At 53.3% G+C, this 16,424-nt stretch carries 17 protein-coding genes; all 17 read left to right on the top strand.

From position 1 onward, the window contains the following. The 17 genes from fliJ (at position 1) to K0H79_RS11865 (ending at position 16,408) form a co-directional block, all read left to right on the top strand. Positions 1–447: a flagellar export protein FliJ gene (fliJ, locus tag K0H79_RS11945; RefSeq protein ID WP_220075950.1), complete on the top strand. Its 447-nt coding sequence runs from the start codon at positions 1–3 to the stop codon at positions 445–447. Positions 448–601: 154 nt separating this feature from the next. Beyond that, positions 602–2,335, top strand: a complete 1,734-nt coding sequence (locus K0H79_RS11940) for a flagellar hook-length control protein FliK (RefSeq protein WP_220075949.1) — start codon at positions 602–604, stop codon at positions 2,333–2,335. An 84-nt stretch (positions 2,336–2,419) separates the two neighbouring features. After that, on the top strand, positions 2,420–2,947 hold the full coding sequence (gene fliL / locus K0H79_RS11935) for a flagellar basal body-associated protein FliL (RefSeq protein WP_220065004.1): 528 nt from the start codon (positions 2,420–2,422) through the stop codon (positions 2,945–2,947). Between the two features lie 38 nt (positions 2,948–2,985). Then, positions 2,986–4,014: a flagellar motor switch protein FliM gene (gene fliM / locus K0H79_RS11930; protein WP_011760403.1), complete on the top strand. Its 1,029-nt coding sequence runs from the start codon at positions 2,986–2,988 to the stop codon at positions 4,012–4,014. A gap of 11 nt (positions 4,015–4,025) precedes the next feature. Beyond that, the gene (gene fliN, locus K0H79_RS11925; RefSeq protein ID WP_220065002.1) at positions 4,026–4,400 is read left to right on the top strand and encodes a flagellar motor switch protein FliN; all 375 of its coding nucleotides are present in this window, start codon (positions 4,026–4,028) and stop codon (positions 4,398–4,400) included. 38 nt (positions 4,401–4,438) lie between these two features. Further along, complete coding sequence (gene fliO / locus K0H79_RS11920) at positions 4,439–4,792, top strand: flagellar biosynthetic protein FliO (protein ID WP_258405541.1); 354 nt, start codon at positions 4,439–4,441, stop codon at positions 4,790–4,792. A gap of 26 nt (positions 4,793–4,818) precedes the next feature. After that, a complete protein-coding gene (gene fliP / locus K0H79_RS11915; RefSeq protein ID WP_258405540.1) occupies positions 4,819–5,538 on the top strand; it encodes a flagellar type III secretion system pore protein FliP in 720 nt (239 codons plus the stop codon). A gap of 5 nt (positions 5,539–5,543) precedes the next feature. Beyond that, positions 5,544–5,813, top strand: a complete 270-nt coding sequence (gene fliQ, locus K0H79_RS11910; protein ID WP_220064999.1) for a flagellar biosynthesis protein FliQ — start codon at positions 5,544–5,546, stop codon at positions 5,811–5,813. Further along, the gene (fliR, locus tag K0H79_RS11905; protein ID WP_220075947.1) at positions 5,813–6,601 is read left to right on the top strand and encodes a flagellar biosynthetic protein FliR; all 789 of its coding nucleotides are present in this window, start codon (positions 5,813–5,815) and stop codon (positions 6,599–6,601) included. The genes fliQ and fliR overlap by 1 nt, the downstream gene beginning before the upstream one ends. Before the next feature lies 1 nt (position 6,602). Next, positions 6,603–7,736 carry a flagellar biosynthesis protein FlhB gene (flhB, locus tag K0H79_RS11900; protein WP_220075946.1) on the top strand — a complete coding sequence of 378 codons (1,134 nt, stop codon included), beginning with the start codon at positions 6,603–6,605 and terminating at the stop codon, positions 7,734–7,736. Between the two features lie 99 nt (positions 7,737–7,835). Next, positions 7,836–9,932: a flagellar biosynthesis protein FlhA gene (gene flhA, locus K0H79_RS11895; RefSeq protein ID WP_220075945.1), complete on the top strand. Its 2,097-nt coding sequence runs from the start codon at positions 7,836–7,838 to the stop codon at positions 9,930–9,932. A 15-nt stretch (positions 9,933–9,947) separates the two neighbouring features. After that, entirely contained in the window at positions 9,948–11,339 is a 1,392-nt protein-coding gene (gene flhF / locus K0H79_RS11890) for a flagellar biosynthesis protein FlhF (protein WP_220075944.1), read from the top strand. A 4-nt stretch (positions 11,340–11,343) separates the two neighbouring features. Further along, positions 11,344–12,225 (top strand): MinD/ParA family protein, encoded by an 882-nt coding sequence (locus K0H79_RS11885; RefSeq protein WP_258405380.1) that lies wholly within the window; start codon positions 11,344–11,346, stop codon positions 12,223–12,225. After that, positions 12,218–12,937, top strand: a complete 720-nt coding sequence (locus K0H79_RS11880; RefSeq protein ID WP_220064995.1) for an RNA polymerase sigma factor FliA — start codon at positions 12,218–12,220, stop codon at positions 12,935–12,937. The genes K0H79_RS11885 and K0H79_RS11880 overlap by 8 nt, the downstream gene beginning before the upstream one ends. 44 nt (positions 12,938–12,981) lie before the next feature. After that, complete coding sequence (cheY, locus tag K0H79_RS11875; protein ID WP_011760392.1) at positions 12,982–13,365, top strand: chemotaxis response regulator CheY; 384 nt, start codon at positions 12,982–12,984, stop codon at positions 13,363–13,365. 13 nt (positions 13,366–13,378) lie between these two features. Further along, positions 13,379–14,116, top strand: coding sequence for a protein phosphatase CheZ (locus tag K0H79_RS11870; RefSeq protein ID WP_011760391.1), 738 nt, complete (start codon positions 13,379–13,381; stop codon positions 14,114–14,116). A gap of 15 nt (positions 14,117–14,131) precedes the next feature. After that, positions 14,132–16,408: a chemotaxis protein CheA gene (locus K0H79_RS11865; RefSeq protein WP_220075943.1), complete on the top strand. Its 2,277-nt coding sequence runs from the start codon at positions 14,132–14,134 to the stop codon at positions 16,406–16,408. Positions 16,409–16,424: the final 16 nt, after the last annotated feature.

The raw sequence follows: 16,424 nt of genomic DNA, 5'->3' as shown, positions 1-16,424 counted from the left end.
ATGGCGCGCCCCGATCCGCTGCAGACTGTTTTGAAACTGGCACAGGATGCCGAGGAGCAGGCGGCGCTGCAACTTCGCAGCGCACAGCTGGAGCTCGGTCGCCTGAAACAGCAACTGGATGCCCTCAATCAATACCGACTCGACTATATGCGTCAACTTTCCGGCCAGGAAGGTAAGAACATCAGCGCCAGCTACTACCAGCAGTTTCATCGGTTTATTAAACAAATCGACCAGGCGATAGGCCAACAGGTGCAAAGTGTGACCGGCGCAGAAAGCCAGTTGGAGCACAGGCGCCGCCATTGGCTGGAGAAACAGCAAAAGCGTAAGGCGGTAGAGCTGCTGCTCAAGCATAAGGCTGACAAACGGGAAACCAAAGAGGCGAGGCTTGAGCAAAAATTGCTGGATGAGTTTGCCATGCAGCAATTTATTCGCAAAGGCTCACACTAGCCCGGCTAAGCAAGGGGCGGGATAAGCACAGTAACCAGATGGCCGTACGATTGGCATGGCATTTGCTGGAATCCAGTCATACTCATAGACTTAGTCCCAATCGATGCTGTTTTGGCTGGCACGGCGTGCCCAAGACAATGCGGGAGAACCACTGATGCAACAGATCCTCAATGTGCTTTTGGGTTCGGCTGGTGCCGCTACCGGTCCAGCCAATCCTGAATCATCCGGCACCTCGGCTGAAGGTGTTGATTTTGACTCTATCATTTCAAAAACAGTTGCTTACGAAGAATCTTCCGCAAAGAGTTTGCAGGTCAAAGGCTCGAAATCGGACAACGCCGCTGATGCCGTCTCCAAGGCAGAAGGCGGTGAGGTCAATGGTGATGCCCATGGTGATGGCGTGTCTTCCGTACTGGCCCAAATTCAATTTTCCCGTCAATTTGCCGCCGATAAGACTGCCGTCAAAGGCGGCGAAGCCTTGCCGCCGGAAGCGGCAGCGTCAGAAATACCGGTGGCCATGGTTGATGTTATCGATGATGCATCCGTGGAAATTGCAGCAGACGCGCTGTTTTTACGTTTCAGCGCCCTGATGAAACAGGCGGATGAGTGGGAGAGAGAGCAAATTGCATCCGAGCTTGGCATGTCTTTGTCGGCGCTCATGGCGCTGGATGAAAGCGCATTTAACACATTGATGGCAGATAATCCCACCCTGAAAGAGGGCTTGGCTTTGTTGCTGCAAGCCGATGCGTCGGGTGCTGACACGGATAACGACGCCGGAAATCAGGTCGCGTTGTTGATGCAAACTCTTCTTGGTACGCCGGCGCAGCCGAATGTGTCCGCTGAAAACCCGTCAGAACATGCAGCTGATGTCAGGCAAGGTGTCAGTTCAGCCGAAGCTGCGCTGAATAAGGCCGCCAATCTTGCTCCCGATCAGGCGCGGGGATTGGATGTGGCCATGTCGCGCGTTGGCGGTGATCCCGAGTTGGATAATGCTTTTTCCGCCGGTAAGACTATGGCTGGTTCCGCTGAGGTTGCCAGCTCTGAGGCTGTGACAATTGAGACCTTCCGCGCTGAGACGGACGGGAAAAAGGGTGACGCCGGGCAGGCATTTACCCGCGCATTGGGGGCCGCTCAGGGGTTGGCGACTGACCCTGTGGCAGGGAAAGAGCAGGGCGACCTTGGAAACAAAGGCGTTTCTGGCATAACACCGCTGGCAGGCGCTGATGCCTCAACCAAGGTCAGCGGCGAGCCACAGGACACGGTCAACGAGGCGCTGTCGTTTAAATCAGTGGAGGCCGCCAGCCGTGCGGCAGACAACAACCTTAAACCGGAGCTGCCTGCCATGGATACCAAGGGCCAGGCTTCAATCGAGTCTGTTGCCGACATTAAGCAGCCATCCCAGCAGCACAGTAGCCGCATCCACGAGACACCTGCCATGACTATGTCGCTGCGCACAGCGCAAGAGCGGCCCATGACACAGCCGGACATGGTTGCCCGATTTGCTCCCGTTATGCATACCCAGCTTATCGCCATGGTCAGGGACGGCATACAACAGGCTGAAATCCGTCTGGATCCACCTGAGCTTGGCTCCATGATGGTTCGCATTCAGGTGCAGGGTAATGAAACCCAGGTTCAGTTCCACGTTAACGCTCAACAAACCAAAGATGTAGTCGAGCAGGCGATGCCGAGATTAAGAGAGCTGCTGGCTCAGCAGGGGATGGAGTTGACCGATGGACAGGTATCCCATGAGCGTCGTGGCGATGGCCGCGAACGCCAGGATGCCCCGGAAGGCAGCCAGTTTGTGACCATGGATGAATTTCCAGCAGAAGAGTTACAATTAAGCGCAAATCAGACAACAAGTTATAGCTCGGGTATAGATTATTACGCTTAAGCAGGTAACCTATAGACACTTGTTTAGTTCAGGCTTGAATGAGCCTTGATGCACCCGGGTGCAGAGCAAAAAGGATAAGCCAAGATGGCAGAAGAAGAGTCCCTACAACTGGAAGACACCAGTGCTAAAAAAAGTAAGAAAGGCCTTTTCATCATTATCGGGGTGGTCGTAGCCGCACTGCTGGGCGTGGGTGCCTGGCTGTTTTTGGGCAGCAGCGACCCTGAACCTGTGGCCGGTGATACGGCAACTGAAGCAGCTGGCACAGCCGTGGCTTCAGCCGAGTCAAATTCACGTGAAGCTTTTTATGTGGCCATGCCCAGACCCTTTTTGTTCAATCTGCCCGGCCAACCACGTAGCCGCCTGGTGGAAATCAAGGTGCAGCTGATGGTGCGCGGCGCCGACGATGATGTGCTTATCAAAAAACACATCCCCCTGATTGAAGATGCCTTGCTGACCACATTCAGTGGTGGCGATGTACAAAAGCTGTCGACCCAGGCGGGGAAGGACGAGCTCAGACAGCTGGCGCTGCTGAACGTGCAAAATACCCTGCAACCCGTTACCGGTCGCAAAGTGGTTGAAAAGGTCCTCTTTACCGGTTTTGTGATGCAATAACACAGGTGTTATTGCTATCAATTGAATAAGGCAAGATTGTGACGGATTTACTTAGCCAAGACGAAATTGATGCCCTCCTTCATGGCGTGGATGATGTTGAAGAAGAAGAGGTCAGTGAGGCCGGTGCTTCGGCGCGCTCCTACGACTTCTCTTCCCAGGACAGAATCGTTCGTGGCCGGATGCCAACGCTGGAAATCGTTAACGAGCGATTTGCCCGCCATTTGCGCATAAGCATGTTCAACATGATGCGTCGCGCCGCCGAGGTGTCCATTAACGGCGTGCAGATGCTCAAGTTTGGCGAATACGTTCATACCCTGTTTGTGCCAACCAGCCTGAACATGGTGCGATTTCAACCGCTGAAAGGCACCGCACTTATCACCATGGAAGCCCGGTTGGTGTTTATTTTGGTGGACAACTTTTTTGGCGGCGATGGCCGCTTCCACGCCAAAATTGAAGGTCGCGAATTTACCCCGACAGAGCGGCGCATCGTGCAGCTGCTGCTGAAAATCATCTTCGAAGATTATAAAGACGCCTGGGCGCCGGTAATGGATGTTGAGTTTGATTACCTCGACTCTGAAGTGAACCCTGCTATGGCGAATATCGTCAGCCCCACGGAAGTGGTGGTCGTGAACTCCTTCCACATCGAAGTGGATGGCGGTGGCGGTGATTTTCACATCACCATGCCTTACTCCATGATTGAGCCTATCCGAGAACTGCTGGATGCCGGTGTTCAGAGCGACAAGCAGGATACCGATATGCGTTGGTCCCAGGCGCTCAAGGATGAAATCATGGATGTCGAAGTAGGCTTTGAAGCCACAGTGGTTGAGCACCAGATAAGCCTGAGGGACGTTATGGAGATGCAGGCCGGCGATGTGATACCGGTCGAGCTGCCTGAATATGTGTTGATGAAGATTGAAGAGCTGCCCACTTATCGCTGCAAACTGGGTAAATCCCGTGAGCAGTTGGCACTCAAAATCTGTGAAAAGATCCCTCGTCCAGAGACAGTGAAAACCGAATTGCAATTGGTGACCCGAAAGGGCAAAGCCAGAGATATCAATGACCTCTAAGGTGATATGAGATGAATACCGAAGACGATTGGGCCGCAGCAATGGCCGAGCAGGCCCTGGAAGAAGCCAAGGCCGCCGAGTTTGAAGAGCTTAAAGACGAGACCAAGCCTCTGAGCAGTGAAGAAGTTGCCAAGCTGGATGCCATTTTGGATATTCCAGTGACCATCTCCATGGAAGTGGGACGCAGCTATATCAGCATCCGCAACCTGCTGCAGCTCAATCAGGGCTCAGTGGTTGAACTCGACCGCGTGGCCGGTGAGCCGCTGGATGTCATGGTTAACGGTACCCTGATAGCTCACGGCGAAGTGGTGGTGGTAAACGATAAGTTTGGTATTCGCCTCACTGATGTGATAAGTCAAACCGAGCGAATCAAAAAGCTCAAGTAAAACAATAGGGAGCCTGTGTGTCTTTAACTCTACTCTCACTGGCATCCACAGGTTCTGCCGGCACAGATGTCGCCGGCTCTGCGGGTTATGCCACCACCCTGGCCAGCATGATTGGCGGCCTGATTTTAGTGCTCGCGGTGATTTTTGTACTGGCTTATGTCGTGCGCAGGCTCAATCTGGTGCCATCGGGTGGCAACGTGGTCCGTACGCTGGCGGTAACCCCACTGGGTCAGCGTGAAAAGCTGGTGTTGGCCCAGGTAGGAGAGAAACAGTATCTCCTTGGCGTGACTGCATCGCAGATAACCCTGATAGACAAGCTGGACGAGCCTTTGACTATTACCCAGGACTCCTTTGCCAGTCGCCTCAAAATGGCTAAGGACGGCCAAAAATGACCCGCGTGTTAGCGATTTTATTTTGGATGTTGGCGGGCGTGGTCTCGTTGCCGGCCTTCGGCGCGGATGGTGTCTTGCCTGCTGTGACAGTCACCACCACCCCGGATGGGGGCACACAATACTCGGTTACACTGCAAATTCTGATGCTGATGACGGCGCTGAGCTTCTTGCCCGCCATGGTCATCATGCTCACCTCCTTTACCCGCATCATAGTTACCCTGTCATTGCTCAGGCAGGCCATCGGTCTGCAGCAGGCGCCCTCGAATCAGGTACTGATTGGCCTGAGCCTCTTTATGACCTTTTTCATCATGGCGCCTGTGTTCGATAAAATTTATGAGCAGGGCGTGAAACCCTACATGGAAGAGACCCTGCCCATCGACCAGGCATTCGAGCGAGGTAAAGAGCCGCTGAAAGCCTTTATGTTGTCGCAGGTGCGTATCACCGACTTGGAAACCTTCGTGAATATCGCCGGTTATGACAACATCAAGTCACCCGAAGAAGCGCCCATGACGGTGATTATTCCTGCCTTTATTACCAGCGAGCTGAAAACCGCCTTCCAGATTGGTTTTATGCTGTTTGTGCCCTTTTTGGTTATCGACCTGGTGGTCGCCAGTATCCTGATGGCAATGGGGATGATGATGCTGTCGCCAATGATTGTGTCATTGCCCTTTAAAATCATGCTGTTTGTGTTGGTGGATGGTTGGAGCCTAGTCATGGGCACGCTGGCCAACAGCTTTGGTACCTGACGCCTATGACTCCAGAAGCCCTGATTGATATCTTCCGCGAAGCGCTGGCGGTGATAGTAATGATGGTGGCCGTCATTATTGTGCCGGGGCTCATCGTTGGCCTGATTGTGGCAGTGTTTCAGGCGGCGACTTCTATTAACGAACAAACTTTGAGCTTTCTGCCACGTCTGCTGGTGACCTTGTTGGCGTTGATGATGGCGGGGCATTGGCTGGTGAGAACCATGATGGACTTCTTTTTGGAGATGGTGCATCTCATTCCGTCGGTAGTAGGGTGATGGACGTTCTCCTTGATACTCTGATGGAGACTATCAAGGCCTATACCTGGCCCTTGTTTCGCATTTCCGCGATGTTTATGGTGATGCCGGTGTTTGGTGCCAACACCACACCGGTGCGGGTGCGATTGCTGCTGTCTGTTGCCGTGACCTTTGCGGTGAGCCCCATGTTACCGCCCATGCCCCAGGGCGAGCTGTTTGCCCTGAGTTCCGTCTTTATCAGCGCCCAGCAAATCCTGATTGGGGTTGCTATGGGACTGATTGCGCTGATGATGTTGCAGATTTTCGTGCTTACCGGTCAAATCATAGGGATGCAGACGAGTCTGGGGTTTTCTTTCATGGTGGACCCCGGCTCCGGGCAGCAAACGCCTGTGCTGGGTAATTTCTTCCTCCTGCTCGCCACTTTGATTTTCCTTGCCGTGGACGGTCATCTCACCATGATCCGCATGTTGGTGATGAGCTTTGATACCCTGCCTGTGTCGATGACCGGCATTACCCTTGCCAATTATCATAGCCTCGCGCTGTGGGGCAGCTACATGTTCGGTGCGGCCCTGACCATGTCGTTGTCGGCAATCGTCGCTCTGCTGCTGATTAACCTGTCATTCGGTGTCATGACCCGGGCAGCACCGCAGCTCAATATCTTCGCCATCGGTTTCCCCGTGGTGATGATAAGTGGCCTCTTTATCCTCTGGTTAACCCTGGCGCCTGTCATGTCCCACTTCGGCGAGATATGGGAAGCGGCTCAGGTGTTGCTGTGTGACATTACCCATATTCAATGCCGGGTGAACTGACATGGCAGAAAACGATACCAGTCAGGAACGTACAGAGGAGCCCACGGGGAGGCGACTTGAACAGGCCAGAGAAAAAGGCCAGGTCGCCCGCTCCAAAGAACTGGGCACGGCTGCCGTGCTGTTGGCCGCAGCCGTTGGCTTTTTAATGTTGGGCCCGAGCCTCGGCAAGGCAATGCACAATGTGATGACCATGACCATGGTGCAAAGTCGCGAGCAGGTGTTTGATACCAACAGCATGCTTAACATCTGGGTTCCCATTGCCAAGGAGCTGGTATTGCCTGTGCTGGGGTTGGTGCTGGTGCTGGCTGCCCTGGCTTTTGCCGGTAACATAGTGCTGGGCGGCATTATTTTCTCCAGTAACGGAATTCTGCCCAAGGCCAGTAAAATGAGCCCACTTGCGGGCTTTAAGCGCATGTTTGGTGTGCAGGCGCTGATGGAGCTGGGTAAAGGGCTGGCCAAGTTTTCGGTGGTGGCGGTGGCGGCCTATTTTCTGCTGTCGTTTTACTTTCCGGAAATTATTCAGATCTCTGCCGAGCATTTACCTTCCAATGTGTTCCATGCCCTGGACTTACTCACCTGGATGTTTCTGCTGCTGTGCAGTTCCATGCTCATCATCGCCGTTATCGATGTGCCTTTTCAAATTTGGAACCACAAGAAGCAGCTCAAAATGACCAAACAAGAGGTCAAAGATGAGTACAAGGACACCGAAGGTAAGCCCGAAGTGAAAGGCCGCATTCGTCAAATGCAGCGGGAAATCGCCATGCGCCGTATGATGGCGGAAGTGCCCAAGGCCGATGTGATAGTGGTTAACCCCGAGCACTTTGCCGTTGCCCTGAAGTACGATGCAAAACGTTCGCCAGCGCCCTTTGTGCTGGCCAAAGGGGTGGATGCCGTGGCCTTTAAAATTCGCGAAATTGCCCGGGAATACGACATTGCCATTGTCTCGGCGCCGCCACTGGCGCGGGCGATTTACCACACCACCAAGCTCAATCAGCAAGTTCCCGAAGGTCTCTTTACCGCAGTGGCTCAGGTACTTGCCTATGTGTTCCAGCTTCGGCAATACCGTAAAGGCCGAGGCCGCAAGCCAACACCCATTCCACTCAATCAACCCATACCCGACGAGTTTAAATACTGAGCGGTTAATACATTGTCCGTTACTGCATCTCAGGTTGCCCCTTAATTTGGCTTGGAATTTGCTTTGTAGGCCCAAAGTGTCAATTTTGGGTAGCGTCTGATGGATGTCATGGGCCAACTGGGTCAAATCAAAAAAATGAAACCGGCCAACCTGCAGGGGCTTGGTACCCCGGCGTTGGTGCTTGCGGCCCTGGCAATGATAGTGCTGCCAATGCCGGCGTTTCTGCTCGATATCCTGTTTTCCTTCAACATTGCCCTGGCGCTGGTGGTGCTGCTGGTTGCCATTTATACCAACAGGCCTCTGGATTTTGCTGCTTTCCCGACAGTTCTGCTGGTGGCAACGCTGCTGAGGTTGGCGCTGAACGTTGCCTCTACCCGTGTTGTACTGCTTGAAGGCCACAATGGCGCCGACGCTGCCGGTAAGGTGATTGAAGCCTTCGGCTCTGTGGTGATTGGTGGCAACTATGCCGTGGGTCTGGTGGTGTTTTTAATCCTTATCATCATCAACTTCGCCGTGGTCACCAAGGGCGCGGGACGTATTTCCGAGGTGAGCGCCCGCTTCACTCTGGATGCCATGCCCGGTAAACAGATGGCCATTGATGCTGACCTTAATGCTGGCCTTATCAATCAGGAACAGGCCCGAACCCGCCGCGCCGAAGTGACCAAGGAAGCCGATTTTTACGGCGCCATGGACGGTGCGTCCAAGTTTGTGAAAGGCGATGCTATCGCCGGGATCATGATCCTGGTGATTAACATCCTTGGCGGCTTTGTTATCGGTATGGTGCAGCACGATCTGGCCTTTATGGATGCAGTAGAAATTTATACTCTGCTGACCATTGGTGACGGCCTGGTGGCCCAGATCCCGGGGCTTCTGCTCTCCATTGCCGCGGCGCTGATGGTGACCCGTCAGAACGAAGAAGGTGACATGGGCGGCATGGTGATGAGTCAGATGTTTGACAATCCCAAGTCGCTGGCCATCGCAGCAGGGGTGCTCTTTATCATGGGCATAGTGCCCGGCATGCCCCATCTGGCGTTTTTAACCTTCGCGGTGGCCACTGGCGCTGGCGCGTATTTCCTGCATAAACGCATCGAGAAGCGTAAGCAGCAGGCCCTTGAAGCCGCGGCAAGCGGCAGTGTTGAGAAGCTGGATAATTCACCCAAGGAGCTCGGTTGGGACGATGTGCGCCATGTGGACACCATTGGACTTGAGGTGGGCTACCGTCTGATCCCGCTGGTGGATAAGGGGCAGGGCGGCGAGCTTTTGTCCCGTATCAAGGGCGTGCGTAAGAAACTGTCGCAGGAGCTGGGCTTTTTGGTGCCCGCAGTGCACATCCGCGACAACTTGGATCTCGCTCCCAGCACCTATCGCATCTCGCTGATGGGCGTAGTGGTGGGTGAGGCTGAAATCCGCCACGACTGTGAACTGGCCATTAATCCCGGACAGGTGTTTGGGCAGCTCGATGGTGTAACGACCCGCGACCCTGCCTTCGGACTCGAAGCGGTTTGGATTGCCCCGGAACTGCGTGAACATGCCCAGACGCTGGGTTATACCGTGGTTGATGCAGCCACTGTGGTGGCAACGCACATCAGTCAGACCCTCAGTAACAACGCCTCCAAGCTACTCGGCTACGAGGAAGTACAGCAACTGCTGGATATTCTGGCCAAGCATTCGCCAAAGCTGGTGGACGGCTTTATCCCCGATGTGATGTCCCTCGGCACCGTGGTGAAAGTGATGCAGAACCTGCTCAACGAAGGGGTGTCGGTGCGTGACCTGCGAACCATTGTGCAGACACTGCTGGAATACGGTACCAAGTCCGGTGACACCGAAGTGCTCACAGCGGCGGTGCGTATCGCTCTTAAACGTATGATTGTTCAAGAAATAGCCGGGCCTGAGGCGGAAATCCCTGTCATAACTTTGGCACCAGAGTTGGAACAGATGTTGCATCAGTCGATGCAGGCTTCCGGTGGCGATGGTCCCAACATCGAACCCGGATTGGCCGAGCGGATGCAACAGTCACTGGCTGACGCCGCTCAGCGGCAGGAAATGGTGGGCCAACCCGCCATACTGCTGACCTCGGGAATGCTGCGTTCGACCCTGTCGCGCTTTGTGAAGTACACCATTCCCAACCTGAGGGTCATTTCCTACCAGGAAATCCCCGATGAAAAGCAGATTAGAATAGTGTCAGCCGTGGGTTAGTAAGAGGATAAAAGATTGAAAATCAAACGTTTTTTTGCAAAAGATATGCGTGCCGCTCTGGCTCAGGTAAAAGAAACCCTCGGTGCTGACGCTGTAATCATGTCCAATAAAAAAGTCACCGGTGGTATCGAGATCGTGGCTGCGGTTGATTATGACGAACCCAAGCCTTCGATTGAGGCCAAGGTGGCTGCGCCCAACCCTTTTGACATAAGCGACGATAAGGTGTCTCTGGGTGGCCGTGCGCCAGTGCGGACTAACCGTCAAAAAGTTAACGAGGCACCGGCCGACTCATTGCAGGCCCTGCTTGAGCGCCAGCAAAGCCGCATGAACCAGCAAATGGGCCAAGCTGTTGAAGCCGATGACATGCCGGCCTGGGCCCGTGGTTTGGAAGCGCCGGTTGCGCCCAAAATGAAAGATGCTCCCCGTCAGGCCACTTTTACGCCGGATGCCGAGAAAAACCGTGCGCCAGGCCGCCAGCAAATTGAACTGGACGCCATGAAAGAAGAGCTGGCATCACTGCGCAATTTGCTGACCCATCAGGTGTCTTCCCTGATGATGGAACAGAAAAATCGTACCGATCCTGTGGGCGCCATGCTGGAAACCCGCCTGCTGGAGGCTGAGTTCTCTCCAGCTGTGGCGGCTAAGCTGGCGGGCTTGTCTCAGCACTACAGCCCGGCTGAACTGGTCAAGGCTTTGCCACAAAGCTTGGCAAATATGCTTGATAATCAAGGTGATGATATTGTGAGGCGTGGTGGCGTCGTCGCCTTTGTTGGCCCAACCGGTGTTGGTAAAACCACGTCTATTGCCAAAATTGCGGCCCGATTTGCTGCTCATCACGGCGCCGATCAGGTTGCACTGATCACCACCGACCATTATCGCATTGGAGCCTTTGAGCAATTGGCAACTTATGGCAAAATCATGGGATGTCCTGTTAAGCAAGCTCATGATCTCAATGAGTTGCAACAAATTCTTTATCAGCTGCGCAATCGCAAGCTAGTATTGATAGATACCGCCGGAATGGGACAGCGAGATATGCGACTGGTGGAGCAATTAGACAATTTAACGGCTAACAGTGCCTTGCCGATCCGCAGTTATCTGGTATTGTCAGCAACGTCGCAACGTCGTGTGCTTCAGGATGCGGTTAAACACTTCCAGCGCATCCCTTTATCCGGCGCTGTACTGACCAAACTGGATGAATCTGTTTCTCTGGCCGGCGCATTAAGCGTACTTATCCAGAGTGGGCTGCCACTGAGTTATGTGACTGATGGACAAAGAGTTCCTGAAGATATGAAAGTCGCAGACACCCTGGCGTTGGCAAGACAGGCGCTTGATGCCCTGAATGAACCTGAGTATCAGGGCATCAACAACAATATGTGGTCGGAAAGCACGACCTTTGCGTTCGAGTAAAGCTATGACCCGTGATCAAGCAAGCGGTTTACGTATGATGAATCAGCCATATAACGAAAAAGTAAAAGTCATTGCCGTGACAGGCGGCAAAGGTGGGGTAGGCAAGACCAGCGTGTCCATCAATACGGCTGTGGCTCTGGCAGAAAAGGGCAAGCGGGTATTGGTACTGGATGCCGACCTCGGCTTGGCCAACGTAGATGTGATGTTGGGTCTGCGTGCCGAAAAAAATCTCTCCCATGTGTTGTCCGGGGACGCCGAGCTGGACGATATCATCCTGCGTGGCCCCAAGGGCATAGGCATAGTACCCGCTACGTCGGGTGCTCAGGCGATGGTCGAGCTGACCGCTGCGCAGCATGCAGGTCTTATCCGGGCCTTCAGCGAAATGCGCACCCAATTCGATGTGCTTATTGTCGATACCGCAGCCGGTATCTCCGACATGGTGCTCAGTTTCTCCCGTGCGGCTCAGGATGTGTTGGTTGTGGTATGTGATGAGCCTACGTCTATTACAGATGCCTATGCACTCATCAAAATCCTCAGTCGTGAGCACGGTGTGTTCAGGTTCAAGATTGTGGCAAATATGGTTCGCAGCCTACGCGAAGGCATGGAGCTTTTTGCTAAACTCAGCAAGGTGACTGATCGTTTTCTCGATGTGGCTCTTGAATTGGTTGCAACCATTCCCTTCGATGAAAACTTGCGAAAATCAGTACGTAAGCAAAAATTGATTGTAGAGGCTTACCCCAAATCACCTGCTGCCATAGCCTATCATGGTCTGGCGAATAAGGTGATGAGTTGGCCTATTCCGCAGCAACCCGGTGGCCATCTCGAATTTTTCGTAGAGCGGCTGGTACATCGTCCCGATTATCAAGAGGACAGAGCGAGTGAATAAAGCCGCGGCGTATACCTCCATGGAGAGTAAAACCTCCATCGTTGAACAGTACGCACCGCTGGTTAAAAGAATCGCGCACCACATGTTGGCCAGATTGCCAGCATCCGTACAGTTGGACGACTTGCTGCAGGCGGGCATGATTGGCCTGCTCGAGGCTTCGGCCAAATTTGACGGCGGCAAAGGCGCCAAGTTTGAAACCTTTGCTGGCATTCGAATTCGTGGTGCCATGCTGGATGAAATCCGGAAAGGTGATTGGGTTCCACGTTCTGTTCACCGTAATCAGCGCAGAGTCGCCCAGGTGATAGACGAACTGGAACAAGAGCTCGGACGTGATGCCCGGGACACAGAAATTGCCGAAAGACTTGATATGTCGATGGAGGAATACCATCATATCCTCAATGATGTTTCTGTTGGTAAAATCATAGGGATAGAAGATTTAGGCGTATCACACGATGTTCTGGTTCCCGACGGGGAACAAACCAACGACATTTATGATGACCTGGCTCAGAACCAGTTCCAGCAGGCTTTGGCAGATGCCATTCGCCAGTTACCCGAGCGGGACGCGCTGGTGTTATCACTTTATTACGATGAAGCACTGAATTTAAAAGAAATAGGCGCCATTCTTGATGTGAGTGAGTCGCGGGTATGCCAGATCCACAGTCAGGCGATGCTCAGGCTCAAAGGTAAGCTCAAGCATTGGACACAAGTATAAATTATTATTTGAGCAGCTAGAGTGTCAGCTCACCGGAGGAAACCTTGGACAAGAATATGAAGATTCTCATTGTTGACGACTTTTCAACAATGAGACGTATCATCAAGAACTTGTTGCGAGACTTGGGGTTTAATAACACCCAGGAAGCAGATGATGGCTCAACCGCCTTGCCGATGCTGCAAAAGGGTGATTTCGATTTTGTGGTTACCGATTGGAACATGCCGGGCATGCAGGGTATCGATTTGCTCAAAGCGATTCGCGCCGATGAAAACCTGAAGCATATTCCGGTATTGATGGTGACCGCTGAAGCCAAGCGTGAGCAGATTATTGCCGCCGCTCAGGCTGGCGTAAATGGCTATGTGGTTAAGCCTTTTACTGCTGCGACACTCAAAGAGAAGCTGGACAAGATATTCGAACGACTTGGTTGAGCAAGGATGAGCTATGCAGGCAAACACATCAGGGCTCATTAGTCTCGAACAGGCACAGGAACTCGTCACGCTCCTCAGTGCAGGTGAGCAGGAAAAGGCTGATTTACTGCTGCGGGACCTTGCGGTCCCCATTCAGAAAGAGCTGTTTGACGAAGTGGGTAAGCTGACCCGCCAATTACACAGTGCGCTGGTTGATTTTCAGTTGGACAGTCGCCTGATGGAGCTGGCCAGTATCGACATTCCTGACGCCAAAGAGCGACTGAACTACGTCATAGATATGACGGAGCAGGCAGCCAATAAAACCATGGATGCCGTAGAAGAGTGTTTGCCTCTCGCTGACGCCCTTATCAACCATATTCAAACCGTCATGCCAGCCTGGGATAAGCTCATGCGGCGTGATATCGACATTACTGAGTTCAAAAGCCTGTGCCATGACGTACAGCAGCTGATGAATCGCAGTGCCATGGACTCAGAAAGACTGCGCGAGCTTTTGAATCAGATTTTAATGGCGCAGGACTTCCAGGATCTGACCGGACAGATGATCCGCCGTGTTATCGATTTGGTTCGTGAAGTCGAGAATAGCCTGGTGTCAATGTTGACCGTCTTTGGCGAGCAACCAGCCACAGAAGTTACCCAGAAGAGCACCAGCAGCATAGAAGCGGAAGGCCCCATCATGAATGCCGAGCTTCGTCAGGATGTGGTGACTGGTCAGGATGAAGTCGATGACCTGCTGTCCAGCCTGGGTTTCTGATAAGGAGTCAATTTAATGTCATTTGATGTTGATGAAGAGATTCTGCAGGATTTTTTGATAGAAGCCGGCGAAATTCTCGAGCTACTGCAGGAACAATTGGTTGCTCTTGAGAATAATCCGGAAGACACGGATCTGCTCAATGCCATTTTCCGGGGCTTTCACACGGTTAAAGGTGGGGCTGGCTTCCTGGGGCTCGCACCCATGGTGGACGTTTGCCATGAATCGGAAAATACCTTTGATTTGCTCCGAACAGGTAAACGCCACGTCACCGCTGAACTGATGGATATCATTCTTCAGTCGGTGGACGCAATCAATACCATGTTCGCCCAAACTCAGGCAGGACAAGAGCAAGAACCTGCCTCTGCCGAGTTACTGGATAAACTCAAGCTTCTGTCCTCCGGCGCACCCTTACCGTCTGAAGGCGGAGAAGCCCCCTCATCGCCTTCATCTGAACCTACGATAAACGTGGACGATGAGATTCCCGGCGTTGAGCTTTTTGGCGACCTTGAAGAGCCTGTGGCGGCTGAGTCCGCTAGCCAGGCACCTGCCATGACTGATGATTTTCTGTTTGACTCGCCCGCCAGCGATTCCAGTATCGACGAAATCAACGAAGCCGAATTCGAAGCACTCTTGGATGCGCTGCACGGAAGCGGTAAAGGCCCTGGTGTCACCGGAGCGACTGGCGCAGCGCCAAGTACCGACAAAACTGCCGCCAAAGCCGCACCTGCCGGTGATGAAATTACCGACGACGAGTTTGAAGCCTTACTCGATGAACTCCATGGTTCGGGCAAGTTTAAAGCCACCACCGATAAAGTGGTTGCCAAAGTGGAAGACAGTCCCGCAGACCATGTAGATACCGATGAAATCACCGATGACGAGTTTGAAAAGTTATTGGATGAACTTCACGGTAAGGGTACGGGGCCTGGTATTGCATCTGCAGCCAAACCCGCCGCGCCCGCAGTGAGCCAGCCCAAATTAGCTGCGCCTGCCGAGTCGCCAAAGCCTGTTGTAAAACCCTCATCACCTGTTGAAGCGCCAAAAACTGTTGCTGCAGCAGAAAAAAGTCCGGCACCTGTCGCTAAAGCCGCACCGGCAGGCGGCGCTTCTGTGCCTCAGGGGGAGACTACAGTCAGGGTCGACACTGCCCGACTCGACCAGATCATGAACATGGTCGGTGAGCTGGTGCTGGTACGTAACCGCTTGGTCAGCCTGGGTGTTACCCGGGAAGATGAGGAAATGTCCAAAGCCTTGGCTAACCTCGATTTGGTTACAGCCGATTTGCAGGGCGCCGTGATGAAAACACGGATGCAGCCCATCAAGAAAGTATTCGGCCGTTTCCCACGGGTAGTACGTGACCTGGCACGTAGCCTCAATAAAGAAATTGATTTGGTGCTGGTCGGCGAGGAAACAGATCTCGATAAAAACCTGGTGGAAGCCCTCGCAGACCCTCTGGTGCACCTGGTGCGCAACTCCGTCGACCATGGGATTGAAATGCCCGCCGATCGTGTAGCCAGTGGTAAACCCAAAACAGGGACCATTACCCTGTCGGCCAGTCAGGAAGGGGATCATATTCTCCTGAAAATCGAAGACGACGGCGCTGGGATGGACCCGGAAAAACTCAAGGCCATCGCCGTAAAACGCGGTGTACTTGATGAAGATGCCGCGGCCCGTATGTCGGACCATGAGGCCTACAATCTGATTTTTGCTCCCGGTTTCTCCACCAAAACCGAAATTTCCGATATTTCTGGCCGTGGTGTGGGTATGGACGTGGTGAAAACCCGTATTACCCAGCTTAACGGTACCGTGCACATCGATTCGGTTAAAGGCAAGGGCACCATCCTTGAGATTAAGGTGCCGCTGACGCTGGCGATTATGCCAACCCTGATGGTGGAAGTGGCCAAGCAGGTCTTTGCTCTGCCACTGTCGAGCGTCAATGAGATATTCCACCTGGATTTGAGCAAGACCAACATAGTGGATGGTCAGTTGACTGTGATTTTCCGGGATAAGGCCGTTCCCCTCTTTTATCTGGAGCAGTGGTTGAGCCGCCGCAAAACCAAGTTCAAGCATGGTGACAAAAAGCACGGTCATGTGGTGATAGTGCAGTTGGGGACGATGCAAATTGGTTTTGTGGTCGATGCCCTAATCGGTCAGGAAGAAGTGGTGATCAAGCCGCTTGGCGCCTTGCTCCATGGCACACCGGGTATGGCCGGTGCCACCATTACCTCAGACGGTGGAATAGCGCTGATTCTGGATGTTCCCGGATTATTGAAACATTATGCCAAGCGGAAGTAGCCTGAGCGCGTGCTGT

Source organism: Shewanella sp. FJAT-52076 (assembly GCF_019457455.1).
Classification (GTDB): domain Bacteria; phylum Pseudomonadota; class Gammaproteobacteria; order Enterobacterales; family Shewanellaceae; genus Shewanella; species Shewanella zhangzhouensis.
This window is presented reverse-complemented; position numbering and strand designations above follow the sequence as displayed.

Coding starts and splice junctions, on each gene's coding strand:
- fliR (WP_220075947.1), top strand. CDS start 5,813: ATGGACGTTCTCCTTGATACTCTGATGGAGACTATCAAGGCCTATACC.
- fliP (WP_258405540.1), top strand. CDS start 4,819: ATGTTGGCGGGCGTGGTCTCGTTGCCGGCCTTCGGCGCGGATGGTGTC.
- flhB (WP_220075946.1), top strand. CDS start 6,603: ATGGCAGAAAACGATACCAGTCAGGAACGTACAGAGGAGCCCACGGGG.
- flhA (WP_220075945.1), top strand. CDS start 7,836: ATGGATGTCATGGGCCAACTGGGTCAAATCAAAAAAATGAAACCGGCC.
- fliL (WP_220065004.1), top strand. CDS start 2,420: ATGGCAGAAGAAGAGTCCCTACAACTGGAAGACACCAGTGCTAAAAAA.
- K0H79_RS11865 (WP_220075943.1), top strand. CDS start 14,132: ATGTCATTTGATGTTGATGAAGAGATTCTGCAGGATTTTTTGATAGAA.
- K0H79_RS11870 (WP_011760391.1), top strand. CDS start 13,379: ATGCAGGCAAACACATCAGGGCTCATTAGTCTCGAACAGGCACAGGAA.
- fliQ (WP_220064999.1), top strand. CDS start 5,544: ATGACTCCAGAAGCCCTGATTGATATCTTCCGCGAAGCGCTGGCGGTG.
- K0H79_RS11885 (WP_258405380.1), top strand. CDS start 11,344: ATGACCCGTGATCAAGCAAGCGGTTTACGTATGATGAATCAGCCATAT.
- fliN (WP_220065002.1), top strand. CDS start 4,026: ATGAATACCGAAGACGATTGGGCCGCAGCAATGGCCGAGCAGGCCCTG.
- K0H79_RS11940 (WP_220075949.1), top strand. CDS start 602: ATGCAACAGATCCTCAATGTGCTTTTGGGTTCGGCTGGTGCCGCTACC.
- fliJ (WP_220075950.1), top strand. CDS start 1: ATGGCGCGCCCCGATCCGCTGCAGACTGTTTTGAAACTGGCACAGGAT.